General features: G+C 46.8%; 11 protein-coding genes. 5 read left to right on the forward strand and 6 right to left on the reverse strand.

Annotated elements, in window-relative coordinates; translation table 11 throughout:
• Window positions 1-28 precede the first annotated feature (28 nt).
• The gene (locus H8K52_RS21060; protein ID WP_222613735.1) at window positions 29-2,986 is read right to left on the reverse strand and encodes a GAF domain-containing protein; all 2,958 of its coding nucleotides are present in this window, start codon (window positions 2,984-2,986) and stop codon (window positions 29-31) included.
• Between the two features lie 253 nt (window positions 2,987-3,239).
• Here H8K52_RS21060 and H8K52_RS08655 point away from each other — a divergent pair, with 253 nt between their 5' ends.
• A complete protein-coding gene (locus tag H8K52_RS08655; RefSeq protein WP_186922495.1) occupies window positions 3,240-4,025 on the forward strand; it encodes a substrate-binding periplasmic protein in 786 nt (261 codons plus the stop codon).
• Between the two features lie 50 nt (window positions 4,026-4,075).
• Here the strand turns inward: H8K52_RS08655 and H8K52_RS08660 are convergent, their stop codons facing one another.
• From H8K52_RS08660 to prpR, 4 genes are all read right to left on the reverse strand, one after another.
• The gene (locus H8K52_RS08660) at window positions 4,076-5,068 is read right to left on the reverse strand and encodes a sensor domain-containing diguanylate cyclase (RefSeq protein ID WP_186922496.1); all 993 of its coding nucleotides are present in this window, start codon (window positions 5,066-5,068) and stop codon (window positions 4,076-4,078) included.
• Window positions 5,065-5,679, reverse strand: coding sequence for a chemotaxis protein CheC (locus H8K52_RS08665; RefSeq protein WP_186922497.1), 615 nt, complete (start codon window positions 5,677-5,679; stop codon window positions 5,065-5,067). Before H8K52_RS08665 ends, H8K52_RS08660 begins: the two co-directional genes overlap by 4 nt.
• Before the next feature lie 2 nt (window positions 5,680-5,681).
• Entirely contained in the window at window positions 5,682-6,059 is a 378-nt protein-coding gene (locus H8K52_RS08670) for a response regulator (protein WP_186922498.1), read from the reverse strand.
• Between the two features lie 113 nt (window positions 6,060-6,172).
• Window positions 6,173-7,822, reverse strand: a complete 1,650-nt coding sequence (prpR, locus tag H8K52_RS08675) for a propionate catabolism operon regulatory protein PrpR (RefSeq protein WP_186922499.1) — start codon at window positions 7,820-7,822, stop codon at window positions 6,173-6,175.
• 300 nt (window positions 7,823-8,122) lie between these two features.
• Here prpR and prpB point away from each other — a divergent pair, with 300 nt between their 5' ends.
• The 4 genes from prpB to prpF all read left to right on the forward strand — a co-directional run bounded on the left by prpB (window position 8,123) and on the right by prpF (window position 14,579).
• Complete coding sequence (prpB, locus tag H8K52_RS08680) at window positions 8,123-9,013, forward strand: methylisocitrate lyase (RefSeq protein WP_186922500.1); 891 nt, start codon at window positions 8,123-8,125, stop codon at window positions 9,011-9,013.
• Between the two features lie 40 nt (window positions 9,014-9,053).
• Window positions 9,054-10,208, forward strand: a complete 1,155-nt coding sequence (prpC, locus tag H8K52_RS08685) for a bifunctional 2-methylcitrate synthase/citrate synthase (RefSeq protein WP_186922501.1) — start codon at window positions 9,054-9,056, stop codon at window positions 10,206-10,208.
• Window positions 10,209-10,598: 390 nt separating this feature from the next.
• Window positions 10,599-13,193, forward strand: coding sequence for a Fe/S-dependent 2-methylisocitrate dehydratase AcnD (acnD, locus tag H8K52_RS08690; RefSeq protein WP_186922502.1), 2,595 nt, complete (start codon window positions 10,599-10,601; stop codon window positions 13,191-13,193).
• Between the two features lie 201 nt (window positions 13,194-13,394).
• Window positions 13,395-14,579, forward strand: coding sequence for a 2-methylaconitate cis-trans isomerase PrpF (gene prpF, locus H8K52_RS08695; RefSeq protein ID WP_186922503.1), 1,185 nt, complete (start codon window positions 13,395-13,397; stop codon window positions 14,577-14,579).
• 302 nt (window positions 14,580-14,881) lie between these two features.
• Here the strand turns inward: prpF and H8K52_RS08700 are convergent, their stop codons facing one another.
• Window positions 14,882-15,334, reverse strand: coding sequence for a hypothetical protein (locus tag H8K52_RS08700; RefSeq protein ID WP_186922504.1), 453 nt, complete (start codon window positions 15,332-15,334; stop codon window positions 14,882-14,884).
• Window positions 15,335-15,349: the final 15 nt, after the last annotated feature.

Raw genomic sequence — 15,349 nt, forward strand, 5'->3', positions numbered from 1 at the left:
AGAGGGAATTATTAGGTGTTAAACATTTCTATGAAGTGTAAAGCGGCAAATCAATAAAAAAACTGGCACCTTCGCCGTAAGTGGATTGGAAGTGTAAGCTGCCATGCATCGCCTCCGTTAATTCTTTGCTGATGGCCAAACCTAATCCTGTACCGCCGCGCTGTCTGGTATCAGAAGAATCGGCTTGAGCGAACTTTTGGAATATCCGTGATTGAAATTCTAAAGGAATACCGGGACCTTGGTCTTTAACTGTGATTCTGATGCCATGTGTTTCTTTGCTGACCGTGATTTGTATATGTCCGTGATTTGGCGAATATTTGATGGCATTGGAGAGTAAATTGGATAGCACTTGGAGAAAACGTTGTACATCAATGGCGACTTGGAACTCAGGATAAGGATTGTCAATTGCAAACGATATCATGCGCTCTATGCCAGCCGCAGCATTGCTTTCCAAAGCAGTTTGTAGAATGGGCGCAAGTGACAGTCGTTCAATCTGAAATTGCAACTGCCCGGCGGAAATTTTTTCCATATCAAGTAAGTCGTTAATCAACAGGCTGAGACGTTGACTGTTTTTTTGGGCAATCTGCAACATGGTTTTTATCTTCTCAGGAATTTCTCCCATTACCCCATTGCTCATTAGTGTCAATGAACCAGAAATCGAAGTTAGCGGCGTACGCAATTCATGACTGACGGTGGAAATGAATTCGTCTTTCATTTTCTCTATCCGCTTCCGTTCACTGATGTCTTGCATCGTGCCATACAATCGTTCACATACACCGTTCTTGAATTGGCTGACACCCACGATGCGTACCCACCGCTCATTTTTTTTGTAAGTTAAGATTTGAATTTCGGCATCGAAAGGGATGCCATCATTCAGCGCATTTTGTATAAGTTGAATGAAATGTTCCTGATGTTTGCCAGCTTTGCTAAAGTGAATCGCTTCAGTCATCGAGCAAGTGTAGTCCAATGGAACCTCATGGATATCTTTTGTGACTGTGCTCCATTTGGCACTGGTATCTGCTATGTCGATTTCCCATGTGCCAATTCTGGCGGCGGTATTCGATTGTTCCAATAAATCATAGGCATGCGCAAGCTGAGCTTCGGCCTTCTTCTTCTCAGAAATATCTTCGTGACTACCTGACATGATCAGAGGTTTGCCGTCGCTTGTGCGACTCACTAAACGGCCACGATCAAGTACCCAAACCCAGTGACCATCTTTATGTCGCATCCGGCTTGCTAATTCATAATAATCTAGAGATCCATTAAAATGTTGCTTCAGTAATTCGTTTGATGTTTGCAGGTCTTCTGGATGGGCATATTGGATCCAGGTGTCTATGCTGACGGGTGATATCTCCTCTAAGGTATAACCAATGATCTCGGCCCAGCGTGCATTCACCGTTGTTTGTCCGGTTTGGACATTCCACTCCCAGGTGCCTATATTTGTACCCTTGATGATATCTGCTAGCCGACGCTTATTTTCGGTGTGCTGTTCCTGTACTCGTGCTGCCTGTATAAGCTGGCCGATAGTGAGCAAGATCGGATCGAGGAATTGGATAAAATCTGCTTTAAAACCATAGCGGCGATTTGCCAATCCTATGATGGCGACTAATTGATTGTCATAGTGGATAGGAATTCCTAGATAGTTTTTTAGCGATGGTGCCGTCCTGAAAACTTGTTGAAAGACGTGTTGATCCGGCACGTGGTCAATGATGCTAACGCAATTTTTGCTAGCAGCGATCGCAAAAAAATCTGCAGGCTCTGTGATGTCAATATACTTTGGGATAGTGGTGTCATTGCGTTCATCAACGCCACTTTCAGCGAATATTTTGATTTGTTTCGCGCCCGTAGAATTGTTGATGATTTCGCCGATGAAGCCAAATTCGCAGCCACTTAAGGCGAGTATGTCTTGCAACAAGCCGTTAAAGCCTTTGCTTTGATCTTGTCCATGGATAAATTTTTCTTGGGCGCTAGAAATGGCGAGGGCTAATTTTTCTTGTGATTCTAGCGATTGATCGAGTGACCACTCATGTATTTTATTGTTGAGCCACTCCGTAAACAGTTGAATAAATTCCACTTCAATCTGACTAAAGAACAAGGGAACATGGCTATCCGGAGATGAAAATACTAAGCTACCAAACGGCTCCCCACGTATAGTGATAGGTGCCCCGATATAGGCATTGATGGCTATCAGTGATTGTTTTGTTAAATGCGCATATGCTGACTTCTTTACATCGGGTAAGAGTACCGGCGTGTTTTTTTCGATGATGATGGAGCAGAGGGTATCTTCGAGCTTCACCATCTTGCCTTGGCACGAACAGTCAACTCCAGCCTGAATCAAAATTTCGCAGTCATTATCCCGAATACGATTGATCATGGCGTTGGGCATGCCTAAAAAATCTTGGGCGAGCTGCAGCGCTTGCGTCAGCAATTGGTGATAGTCGGCCTCAAGCAAAGAAGAGATTTTTGTCAGCGCCAATAAAGCCTGATGTTGTTGCGTTTGATGAATTTGGAAAATTTCTTGTTCTACGCTATCGGCAAGGTCCCTGAGTATACGTAAATCTTTGATGCTTAATTGATGCGGTTGGCTATCAATGATGCAAAGTGTGCCTATCGTATTTTTGCCATCTGGACGTAATGGTGCACCTGCATAAAACCGTATATGTGGCGCGCCAGTCACTAAAGGATTGTCAGAGAAGCGTGGGTCGAGCAGGGCATCTGAAATATTAAAAATCTCTGATCCTAGGATCGCATGACCACAAAATGAAATATCTCGATCGGTTTCACAGGCATCTAAACCTTGTTTCGATTTAAACCATTGCCGATTAGAATCGATTAACGAGATCAGCGCAATTTCTACGCCAAAAATATTCTGCGCTAGTCTAGTAAGGCGATCAAAGCGCTCCTCAGGCAAGGTATCTAGGAGATTAAATTCTCGGAGTGCTTGCAGTCTGATGCTATCGTTCTGAGGAACTTGCGGTGATTCCATGCAGAGCACTCCTAGCTAAAAAAGAGAGTTAACAATGAAAGAATTAATGGACTAAATAACGATTTTTTAGGAACACATTAATGCTAAGCACTATTCATATCGACACACAGTATCCCTGAAGTCCGCATCCCCATCAAGACAAGTGTTGCTATTGCCTATCGTCGCGGACGATTCGGGGCTAGAATTTTTAGGCTAGGTTTAAATTGAATTCGACTACAATACCGGACGTTTCATTTTCTTAGTGCGAATTGACATGAGAATTGTCCGCTTTATCTTACTTTTAGTGATCCTTCTTGGTATGGGGCTCGGTACACTCCAAGCTGCTGAGAAGGTAGCGGTGCGCTTATTTCTTCAAGAAAATCTTGATCCGCAAGGCAAGCAAGTCGCCTTAGACCCCAAGATGATGGAAGTCCTAGACTACTTTGAGCGTCGGGCTGGATTGAAATTTGAGACCGTGATCTTGCCTTGGAAGCGTGCACAAATTGAAACTTTGGATGGCAAAGGAATCATTTATGGGTTTTCACGTTCAGCTGAACGCAACCGTGTTTACCATTTTTCACAGCCGTTCGTCACAGAAAAAATTTGGGGTGTGACCTATGGCTCGCCTAAACCGAAATACAAGCGGCCCGAAGATTTACGGGGTAAGGTGGTTAGTATCGGGCGTGGCTTTAGTCACGGTATGGAGTTTGATCAGGCTCGCAATGTGATTTTTACGGTACAGGAAGATTCCGCATCGATCATCGCCAGGTTTAAGAAGTTAATGGCTAAGCGCAGTGATATGATGGTGTGGCCGATACGTGGCCTCGAGCATACTAAAGACGTCGAAAATTATCTTAACCGTGTGTTGGTGCAAGAGTCTAATGACCCGGAATTAAAAGGAGTGCATTTTGATGTCACGGAGAATCCCTTATTTCTCGACACAACCCATTTTGCTAGTGCTCAAGGAAAGTATATTGATGTGATTGCAAAAATAGACAAGGCGATTACGCGCGGCAAAAAGGACGGCAGTTTAGCTGCCGTTTTGCGTGACTATCATTAGGACATCGCTTCGGTGTAGTGCTAAGACGGCGGTCACATGTTCAAGACGCACTATCCAAGATGTTGTATTTGCAGCCGATGAGACAGTAGTGTTTCTAAAGCCAAAAAGCAGGCCTGATTTCGTCCCTGTTGCTTAGCTTTGTATAAGGCAGTGTCAGCGGCATCGACTAAGGCGGATGCCTCTCGGTGTTTGTTCGGATCGTAGGTGCTGATACCTATGCTGATGCTAATGAATTTTTCGCTTTTAGACTTTAGATGCGCTAAAGATAAATGCCTAATTGATGCAATTAGTTTTTCGGCAAATTGCATCGCATTATCTTCTGCCATATTTGGCAAAATTAATACAAATTCTTCACCGCCGTATCTGGCCAACATATCTGAAGATCTGGAAATTTGCGACTTCAAGGCAGACGCTACCTGAATTAAAATTTTATCGCCGGCTGGATGGCCGTAGTAATCGTTGTACTGTTTAAAGTAATCGATGTCGACCATGAAAATCGACAGTGGATGTTTTTGTCGAATGGCCTGACCTAGTGAAATTTTGTAATGCTCATCAAAAAAGCGGCGGTTGTACAGTCCTGTCAGGCTATCGGTGGTGGCATCTTTTTTCAGCACTTCTGAATGCGAGCGCAACATTTTTTCACGTCGAATTGAGGTGCTTGAATCACTTATTTGAATTAGACAACAACGATTACTATCTTCTAAATCTAATGGTGTGATCGTGATCGATTGATGAATTGCTACTGGATTACTTAAATTTTCATCCGGTGCGTATAGCGCTAGTGGAGAACGATGTAGGGCGTTCGACAACACAGCTGGCAGACCGTAGCTAAGTGTATTGCGTAGTGCAGACAAAAAGGCCGCACTTGGTGCGGTCGAAAACACCTCAGCTATCTTTTGATTGATGGCCTGTTCAGCGGCAATGCCCGTATGTTTCTCTAGCCACGCATTCCACATCAGAATTTGTTCTTGGGCATCGACAACGATCAAGCCTAGATTGATTGTGTCTAAAATCTTATCTTGATAAAGTGGTGCCGAACTCATTCTATGTTTCCCAAAAACTGTTCCAATTGCTTAACTAAACTACGCAAAGACATGGAGCTGAGCAAGAAAATCAGGTGACCTTCGGAATGGCGTTTTTCAATTGAAAGATCAATGTGTAATACTAAAATATACGGCTGATCTTCTGAATTGCGCAAGCTTCTGAAAATATCTTCAGCAGATGCAACTTTATAATCTGGCAAAGAACTATTTAAGGAAATCGTTAACATGTCTGCCATCGCCGACAAACAAGCGTTGAGAATGATATTCCCAAGTTCACACATGGCCTCTTGCTCAAACTCAGCTAATTCCTCTATGCTCATTTGTGAGCCCATCATATCGCGGACGATTTCTAGGGCATGACTTTCTGTAAACAAAAGAAGTGCCTGGGCTTCAAATGGCCCCGAAAAATTTTGGCTGACGACGCCGAATTTTAAGCTCGTCAAGGCCATCAGGTCTGAATCGACCTCGGATGATTTTCGGATCTCAACAGAGGGAACCGATAACTTGACTTCATCGCCGACAATTTCACTCAGGCTCGCGGCAGCTCGGCCTGCACCGACATTAAATACCTCGCCGAGTGCATCTAAATGGAGTTCGCTTAGGCTATCCACAATTATCCTAAAAAGTAACGTAAAGCTTCTGCGATAGATTTTTCAGTGATAGGTTTTGCAACAAAAATAGCCCCCATCGCTGAAGCACGGTCTTGAAAACTTTCCTGGATATTGGCGGAAAATATGACCACCCGAATGTTTGGCAGTTCTTGCAAAATTCGTTCGGCAGCTTCCGTTCCCAATATCCCTGGCATATTAATATCCATGGTACAAAAATCTGGCTTGTGCTCGTGGGCTGCGGCAATGCCATCGGTTCCGTTGGTGGCCTCAATAATTTCCCAGTCTGGATAAACATCTAGCACTCTGGCTCGAATGATCATGCGAGAGACTTTGCTATCGTCAACAATTAATAGCTTCTTTATTGCTGTATTACTTGTCATGGAATCGTCCTGTTGGCTTATGCTCTTGGGTAAATTCGATATTCTACCTTATGCCTATTATTGTCAAAGCAATCGACTTTGTTGAACGACAAAACTGTGGCTAGATTTGTTACTTATTGTTTCTTTTTGTGGTCGTGTGAAAGTATTCGCAGTCGCCGCCATAAGGTTGTGCGGCTGATGCCAAGGTAGTGGGCAACTGCTTCCCGATTATTGTTGAATTTTTTTAAGAGTTCAAGCAAGGAAGGCTCAGAGTCAGAATTGACCATGATATCGGTGGCGACGGCGTTTGTCGGGCGCTCCAAATAGGCTTGTGGGTTTGTTGTTTCCATTTCGGGAATGAGTTTTATCAAGAAACTTGGCGTGATCGCTTGCAAAGGCGTCGCCGATAAATGTAAGGCAACGCGCTCCATGACATTTCTTAACTCGCGTACATTGCCTGGCCAAGCATAGCTAGCAAATACTTCAGAGCAGCGGTTGACTTCTGCATGTAAATTAGGATGAGGGCGATTGCCGATTGCAGCACTCGCTTGTTTTAGACTCCATTGGGCAAGCGCTACCAAATCTTCCGGACGGTCGCGTAGCGCAGGCAGGCGCAGACGTAAGACTGCGAGGCGATAAAACAGGTCTGCGCGAAAACGTCCTTCCCGTATACGTTGTTCGAGGTCACAATGCGTAGCGCTGATGATACGCACATCAATGGGAATCGGGCGTATGCCGCCAACTCTGACGATTTCACGCTCCTCTAAAACACGTAGTAATCGTGTTTGCAGATTCAAAGGCATTTCGCCAATTTCATCGAGAAACAAAGTGCCACGATGAGCAGCCTCAAACAAGCCAGCATGGCCGCCACGGCGTGAACCAGTAAATGCCCCTTCCTCATAGCCGAATAATTCTGATTCCAAAAGAGATTCAGCGATCGCGCCACAGTTAATCGCAACAAAGGCTTGTCTGGCGCGGGCACTTTCTCTGTGAATGGCTTGCGCAGCCAGTTCTTTGCCAGTGCCGGTTTCACCTTGGAGTAAAACCGTGGCGGTTGAGCGCGCATAGAGCATGATGGATTGTCGTACTTCTTGCATGGGTTGCGAGTCGCCACGCAAATCTTGTAAACCATGTTTCGCCCGTAACTCCCCCACAGGTTGCTGACGCCCTTTGGAAGCTTCCAATCGGGTAAGTCGGGAAATTTCAATCGCATCATCAAAGGCTTGACGGATAGAGCCAGCGGAGTACATAAAAATGCCGGTCAAGCCTGCTTCTTCCGCCAGATCGGTAATCAAACCAGCGCCGACGATGGCCTGTATGCCCATGGCTTTGAGCTCGCTGATCTGACTTTTTGCGTCTTCTTCGGTCACATACGTTCTTTGCTCGACTTGAAAGCCAAAGGTTGCTTTGAAGTCTGCTAATTCCGGCATGGTTTCCTGGTAAGTGACGATGGCAATCTGACGCGACACTTTACGTGCTCGCGCCAAGGCTTGCATTACGTCGAAGCCGCTGGCTTTGGCGATGACGACGGGAATCGGGAGTCGGTTCTTTAAGTAGGCGCCATTGGATCCTGCTGCAATCACGGCGTCGCAACGCTCTGTTTGCAATCGTTCGCGCAATACTTGTGCGGCTTCTTCGAAACCTAGATGGATAGGCTCGATATCGGCGCTGGCATCATATTCGACCATGATGTCGCGAAATAAATCAAAAAGGCGTGATATCGACACCGTCCAAATAATCGGTTTGTCTTGTGGGTCACGCGGGACGGGGGGGCGTCGGCTCATGAGATTGATGGTTTGCTGAGGTTGTATGAAGTTTGATTCGGGATTTACTGCCGCATTTTTTGTGGTGTTTCAACTCGTGTTTCACTTTTTGTTTCGAACGGTGTTTCAATTATGTTTCATTTGTGTTTCGCGTGCAACGTGTTTTCCTCGTTTACCCCACTAATCTACTCAGGTTTGATGCTGCTGATTTGAACTTAAGTGCTTGATTTTTAAAGTTTCTGAATTTTTCTCTTTCGATGGAATGACGTACTGGCACGCGCTTTGCAATAGTGACTGCATCCAACTTCAAAGGAAAAGAACATGTCTCAATATTCCGCAGGTGCCGCTTTCCGTAAGGCGATGCAAGAAGAATCACCGTTGCAAGTGGTCGGTGCGATCAACGCCAATCATGCTTTATTGGCAAAACGTGCAGGTTTCAAAGCAATCTATTTGTCCGGTGGCGGCGTTGCTGCTGGTTCTTTAGGTTTGCCAGATTTGGGTATTTCCAATTTGGATGATGTCTTAACCGATGTCCGCCGTATTACCGACGTCTGTGATCTGCCTTTGTTGGTGGACGTCGATACCGGTTTTGGTTCCTCCGCTTTCAACGTGGCGCGTACTGTCAAGTCTATGATCAAGTTCGGCGCGGCTGCGATGCATATTGAAGATCAAGTCGGTGCTAAGCGTTGTGGTCATCGCCCAGGTAAAGAAATCGTCAGCAAACAAGAAATGGTCGATCGCGTGAAAGCTGCTGTCGATGCGCGTACTGATGATAATTTCGTGATCATGGCGCGGACAGATGCGCTGGCGGTGGAAGGCTTGGAAGCTGCAATCGAGCGCGCATTGGCATGTGTCGAAGCGGGTGCAGACATGATTTTCCCAGAAGCGATTACGGAACTGGCGATGTACAAACAATTTGCCAATGCGGTGAAGGTGCCTATTCTCGCCAATATTACTGAATTCGGTTCCACACCTTTGTACTCAGTGGAGGAGCTAGCTTCTGCTGACGTGGGTCTGGTGCTGTATCCATTGAGCGCATTCCGCGCCATGAACAAAGCGGCAGAAAATGTCTACACCGCGATTCGTCGTGATGGCACGCAAAAGAATGTGGTCGATACTATGCAAACACGTATGGAACTGTACGAACGTATCAACTACCACGACTTCGAACAGAAGTTAGACGCTTTATTTGCGCAGCAAAAAGCGAAGTAATCGGCCCAAGATAGATTCAACAAATTTTCGGAGAAAAAACATGACCACACAAGAAAACCCAACATTCAAACCAAAAAAATCCGTTGCTTTGTCTGGCGTTGCTGCCGGTAATACTGCGCTGTGCAGCGTAGGTAAGACAGGTAACGATTTGCACTATCGCGGTTACGATATTTTGGATGTGGCAGACAATTGCGAATTTGAAGAAATCGCGCATTTACTGGTGCACGGCAAGTTGCCAACGGCGGCTGAATTGTCTGCTTATAAAGCAAAATTAAAATCCTTGCGCGGTTTGCCAGCGAATTTGAAAGCGGCTTTAGAAGCCTTGCCAGCGTCTTCACATCCTATGGACGTGATGCGTACTGGCTCATCGGTGTTAGGTTGCACATTGCCAGAAAAAGATGATCACAATACCCCAGGTGCACGTGATATCGCTGATCGCTTGATGGCGTCTTTCGGCTCCATGCTTTTGTACTGGTACCACTTCAGTCATAACGGCAAACGTATTGAGGTTGAAACCGATGATGATTCAATCGGTGGCCACTTCCTGCATTTATTGCACGGCGAAAAACCAAAAGCATCTTGGGTTCGCGCGATGCACACGTCTTTGATTTTGTACGCAGAACACGAATTCAATGCATCGACTTTCACTAGCCGCGTGATTGCGGGTACTGGTTCGGATATTCATTCCGCAATTACAGGCGCAATCGGTGCTTTGCGTGGCCCTAAGCATGGCGGTGCAAATGAAGTGGCGTTTGAAATCCAGAAACGTTATGACAACCCAGACGAAGCAGAAGCAGACATCAAGCGCCGCGTTGAAAATAAAGAAGTGGTGATTGGTTTTGGCCACCCTGTGTACACGGTTTCTGACCCACGTAATAAAGTCATCAAAGAAGTTGCACGTACATTGTCGGTCGAGGCTGGCTCAACCAAGATGTATGACATCGCTGAACGTTTAGAAACTGTGATGTGGGATATCAAAAAAATGTTTCCAAACTTGGACTGGTTCTCTGCTGTGTCTTACCACGTGATGGGCGTGCCAACAGCGATGTTCACACCACTGTTCGTGATCGCACGTACATCAGGCTGGTCTGCACATATTATTGAACAACGTATCGACAACAAGATTATTCGTCCGAGTGCGAATTATGTTGGGCCTGAGGATTTGGCGTTTGTGGCATTGAAGGATAGGGTTTAAAAGTTTAGACGCAGAGAAAGGAAAGCATTCTTGCAAGAATGCTTCGTTTCGCAGGAGTGCAGCGTCGCTGCTAAAAGTCCCTGCTGCACCGCAGAGAACGCAGAGATTTTTGTGTTGAAGCGTGACGTACTAGTGGTCGCAAATAATTGGGAATTTTGTCATTCCTGCGTAGGCAGGAATCCAGTGGCTTTGGACGATTAACGAAAGACGCTGGACTCCTGCTATCGCTTTGGGAATCACCGCCTGTATGCTGTGATCGTAACGCAGGCAAGCAGCATGCTGCTTGAATTCCCTGCTATACCCTGCGCAGGAGTGACATCAAAACACTCTGTGCCTCTGCGGCAAAAATCTTTTCTTCAATAAGCATAAAAAATTTTAGATGGACAAAAAATGAACACACAATTTCGTAAAAACCTCCCAGGTACGCAACTAGATTACTTCGACGCCCGCGAAGCCGTTGAGGCCATCGAAGCAGGCGCATACGCCAAGCTGCCATACACCTCGCGTGTATTAGCCGAAAACTTGGTACGTCGTTGCGATCCAGCGACTTTGACTGATTCCTTAAAACAGTTTATCGAACGCAAACGTGATTTGGATTTTCCATGGTTTCCGGCTCGTGTTGTGTGTCACGATATTCTCGGTCAAACGGCCTTGGTTGATTTGGCCGGTTTGCGCGATGCGATTGCAGATCAAGGTGGCGACCCTGCACAAGTCAATCCGGTGGTTCCTGTGCAATTGATTGTCGATCATTCTCTTTCGGTTGAATGTGGTGGCTTTGATCCTCAGGCGTTCGAAAAAAATCGTGCGATTGAAGACCGTCGCAATGAAGATCGCTTCCACTTCATTAATTGGACTAAGCTTGCGTTCAAAAATATGGAAGTCATTCCGCCCGGTAATGGCATCATGCATCAGATTAATTTGGAGCGCATGTCGCCCGTGATCCAATCGCAAAATGGCGTGGCTTTTCCTGATACTTTAGTTGGCACCGACAGTCACACACCGCACGTCGATGCGCTCGGCGTCATCGCAATTGGTGTGGGTGGATTGGAAGCTGAAAACGTCATGCTCGGTCGTGCATCGTGGATGCGTTTGCCGGATATTATCGGCGTGGAGCTCAGTGGCAAACCACAACCCGGTATCACTGCAACGGACGTCGTGTTAGCACTCACAGAATTTTTGCGTAAATCCAAAGTGGTGGGCGCCTATCTGGAATTCTACGGTAGCGGTGCCGCTGCCTTGACGCTCGGTGATCGTGCGACAATTTCGAATATGGCACCTGAATACGGCGCGACGGCAGCGATGTTCAGCATCGATCAGCAAACCATCGATTATTTGAAATTGACAGGTCGTGAAGATGCACAAGTGGCTTTGGTCGAAACCTACGCAAAAGTGGCTGGCTTGTGGTCCGACTCTTTAGTCACAGCCGAATACGAACGCGTATTGCAATTTGATTTGTCATCGGTCGTACGCAATATGGCGGGTCCATCGAATCCTCACGCACGTGTCGCTACCAGTGATTTAGCGGCAAAAGGTATTGCTGCTGCTTGGGACGACGTGCCAGGCCAAATGCCAGATGGTGCGGTGATTATCGCTGCTATTACTAGTTGTACCAATACCTCGAATCCACGCAACGTGATCGCCGCTGGTTTGCTGGCACGCAATGCCAATCGTCTTGGTTTAACTCGCAAGCCATGGGTGAAATCATCCTTAGCGCCAGGATCCAAAGCCGTGACTTTGTATCTGGAAGAAGCTGGCCTGATGTCTGATCTGGAAGCCTTGGGCTTTGGTGTCGTCGCTTACGCTTGCACATCCTGCAATGGCATGTCGGGTGCGCTTGATCCTGTGATTCAGCAAGAAATTATTGATCGCGATTTATATGCGACAGCCGTTTTATCCGGTAACCGTAATTTCGATGGTCGTATTCATCCTTATGCGAAACAAGCTTTCCTCGCCTCGCCACCACTTGTGGTTGCTTATGCGATCGCTGGCACAATTCGTTTCGACATTGAGAAAGATGTCTTGACTGTCGTCGATGGCAAAGAGATTCGCTTGAAAGACATCTGGCCGACTGATGAAGAGATCGATGCGATTGTGAAGTCTAGTGTGAAGCCTGAGATGTTCCGCAAAGTCTACGAGCCGATGTTCGCCATTTCCACTGAACAGGCAGCCAGCGTGGCACCTCTGTACGATTGGCGCGCACCATCGACGTACATTCGTCGTCCACCGTATTGGGAAGGCGCCTTAGCTGGTGTCCGCACCATGAAAGGCATGCGTCCTTTAGCGGTGTTAGGTGACAATATTACGACCGATCATTTATCACCATCCAACGCGATTATGCTTGATAGCGCGGCGGGTGCTTATCTCGCCAAGATGGGCTTGCCGGAAGAGGATTTCAATTCATATGCAACGCATCGCGGTGATCATTTGACTGCGCAACGTGCGACTTTTGCAAATCCCACCTTGAAGAATGAAATGGTGCGTGACGCGGATGGCAAAGTCAAAGCGGGCTCTTTGGCACGTATTGAACCAGAAGGCAAAGTGACACGCATGTGGGAAGCCATCGAAACTTACATGGAACGCAAACAACCGCTGATCATTATTGCAGGTGCTGATTACGGTCAAGGTTCTTCACGTGACTGGGCAGCGAAAGGCGTGCGATTGGCAGGCGTGGAAGTGATTGTGGCGGAAGGTTTTGAGCGGATTCATCGGACCAATTTGTTGGGGATGGGTGTGTTGCCACTTGAGTTTAAAGCAGGTGTCAATCGTTTGACTTTAGCTCTAGATGGAACAGAAACCTATGACGTCACTGGCGAATGTACACCGCGCACGACTTTAACTTTGGTTATTCATCGTAAAAACGGTGAACGTGTTGAAGTTCCTGTTACTTGCCGTCTCGATACTGCTGAAGAAGTATCGATTTATGAAGCGGGTGGTGTGTTGCAGCGATTTGCTCAAGACTTTTTGGAGTCTAGTAAGAATGTGTAAGTGATGAAATAAGCCCTTCTCCCGTAGGCGGGAGAAGGGTTGGGATGAGGGTGGTTGATCAATGTATTCGAAAATCGTTATCAAGGCATTTGTGAACAGCTCACTTGTTTTTTAGACGTATTACGGTGCCTCAACGACCCTCACCCTAACCCTCTCCCGCTCGCGGGAGAGGGGACTTAAAACCAAAAATAGGAATAAAACATGCCTCACCCAGCCCAAATTAAAATCCCAGCCGTCTATATGCGTGGTGGCACCAGCAAAGGTGTGTTCTTTCGCGTGCAAGACTTGCCAGAAACAGCGCAGCAGCCAGGTGCTGCGCGTGATGCTTTATTGTTGCGCGTTATCGGTAGCCCCGATCCTTACGGCAAACAAATTGACGGCATGGGTGGTGCGACTTCCAGTACTTCAAAAACAGTTTTGTTAGCCAAGAGCAGGAAGTCAGATCACGATGTTGATTATCTGTTTGGACAGGTTGCTATCGATAAGGCGTTTGTTGATTGGAGCGGCAATTGCGGCAATTTATCCGCGGCAGTTGGTTCTTGCGCAATCAGCATGGGCTTGGTTGACAATGTGCCGCAAAACGGCATTGCTGTTGTGCGCATCTGGCAAGCAAATATCAGTAAAACGATTATTGCTCATGTGCCGATGACGAATGGTGAAGTGCAGGAAACGGGCGACTTCGAACTTGATGGAGTGACCTTCCCGGCCGCTGAAGTTCAACTTGAGTTTATGGATCCTGCTGCGGAAGAAGAGGGCGCTGGCGGTTCTATGTTCCCAACGGGGAATCTTGTCGATGATCTAGAAGTGCCAGGCATCGGTACCTTAAAAGCGACCATGATTAACGCTGGGATTCCAACGATTTTTGTGAACGCAGAAGAGATTGGTTATACCGGTACAGAATTGCAAGATGTCATTAACAGCGACACTGCCGCTTTGGCTAAGTTCGAAACTATTCGTGCCTATGGCGCTGTGCGTATGGGTTTGATCAAGCACATTGACGAAGCAGCGAAGCGTCAACATACGCCGAAGGTGGCCTTTGTTTCTAAGCCTTTGGATTATGTTTCTTCTAGTGGGAAACAGGTTCATGCGAGTGAAATTGATTTGTGTGTGCGTGCTATGTCTATGGGTAAATTGCATCACGCGATGATGGGGACTGCTGCTGTTGCCATCGGCACTGCTGCTGCGATTCCCGGCACTTTAGTTAGTTTGGCAGCAGGCGGAGGAGAACGCTCTGCAGTTCGTTTCGGCCATCCATCTGGCACTTTGCGCGTTGGGGCTGAGGCGCAGTTAGTGAATGGAGAGTGGGTGGTGAAGAAGGCTAGTATGAGTCGTAGTGCTCGCGTGTTGATGGAGGGATTTGTTCGGGTGCCTGGCGATTGTTTTTGAGTGACTTTTGCTGTTGATTTACGGTCTGTTGGTCGGGGGTAGCCCGACAGCTACTTACTTTTCTTTGCTTCGCCAAAGAAAAGGTAAGCAAAAGAAAGGCGACCGTAGACTCGCCCTGCGGGTGCTTACGCTTCGCTTCAGCATAATTTGTGCGTCACAAAAAATGGGAAAGTGTTGAAACTGTGCTCAGGAATGTTCGCTTGCAAGCGAACACCGTTCCGCATGCGAGGCGCATGCGCCTCGAAACCCCTGCTGCACCTCAGACAACAACACTTTCTTGTCCATTTTCTGTGACGCACAAATTACATCGTCTCAAACGGGGGTAGGTCAAAATCAACGGCAACACCAAAACAATCAGTATCGCCGGAAGTCAGGTTTTCTGATGGCAGTTGTAGGTCGTTGCTTTTGACTTTCACCCACTTCTGACACTGCCAATTGTGCAGGACAGAAAATGGATAAAGAAAGCCTTGCTGTTTGAGCCGAAGGCGAGTTTCAAGGCTTTCCCATTTTTTGTCCTGCACAATTGGGAAGCCGAAGGCCAGTGGCAGCGTGGTCGCCTTTTTTGGGTTACCTTTTTTGGCGAAGCAAAAAAGGTAACTGGCCGCCGGGCCACACCCGGCCAGAGCAAGCTGATTAACCGAGAAATTGGATCGTACCGACGAAAAAGACATCACGAGAACGATAACTTTTGATGTAGTACAAAAGGCGAATAGATAAAACGAATAACAATCAATAAAACGCCAAACAGAATTCAAACCAAAACGCTATAA

This window comes from Affinundibacterium seohonense, assembly GCF_014284305.1.
In the GTDB taxonomy this organism is placed as follows: Bacteria; Pseudomonadota; Gammaproteobacteria; order Burkholderiales; family Burkholderiaceae_D; genus Undibacterium; species Undibacterium seohonense.

Excerpts from the sequence above, each read along its gene's own strand:
- H8K52_RS21060 (WP_222613735.1), bottom strand. The coding sequence starts at position 2,986 with ATGGAATCACCGCAAGTTCCTCAGAACGATAGCATCAGACTGCAAGCA.
- H8K52_RS08655 (WP_186922495.1), top strand. The coding sequence starts at position 3,240 with ATGAGAATTGTCCGCTTTATCTTACTTTTAGTGATCCTTCTTGGTATG.
- H8K52_RS08660 (WP_186922496.1), bottom strand. The coding sequence starts at position 5,068 with ATGAGTTCGGCACCACTTTATCAAGATAAGATTTTAGACACAATCAAT.
- H8K52_RS08670 (WP_186922498.1), bottom strand. The coding sequence starts at position 6,059 with ATGACAAGTAATACAGCAATAAAGAAGCTATTAATTGTTGACGATAGC.
- prpR (WP_186922499.1), bottom strand. The coding sequence starts at position 7,822 with ATGAGCCGACGCCCCCCCGTCCCGCGTGACCCACAAGACAAACCGATT.
- prpB (WP_186922500.1), top strand. The coding sequence starts at position 8,123 with ATGTCTCAATATTCCGCAGGTGCCGCTTTCCGTAAGGCGATGCAAGAA.
- prpC (WP_186922501.1), top strand. The coding sequence starts at position 9,054 with ATGACCACACAAGAAAACCCAACATTCAAACCAAAAAAATCCGTTGCT.
- acnD (WP_186922502.1), top strand. The coding sequence starts at position 10,599 with ATGAACACACAATTTCGTAAAAACCTCCCAGGTACGCAACTAGATTAC.
- prpF (WP_186922503.1), top strand. The coding sequence starts at position 13,395 with ATGCCTCACCCAGCCCAAATTAAAATCCCAGCCGTCTATATGCGTGGT.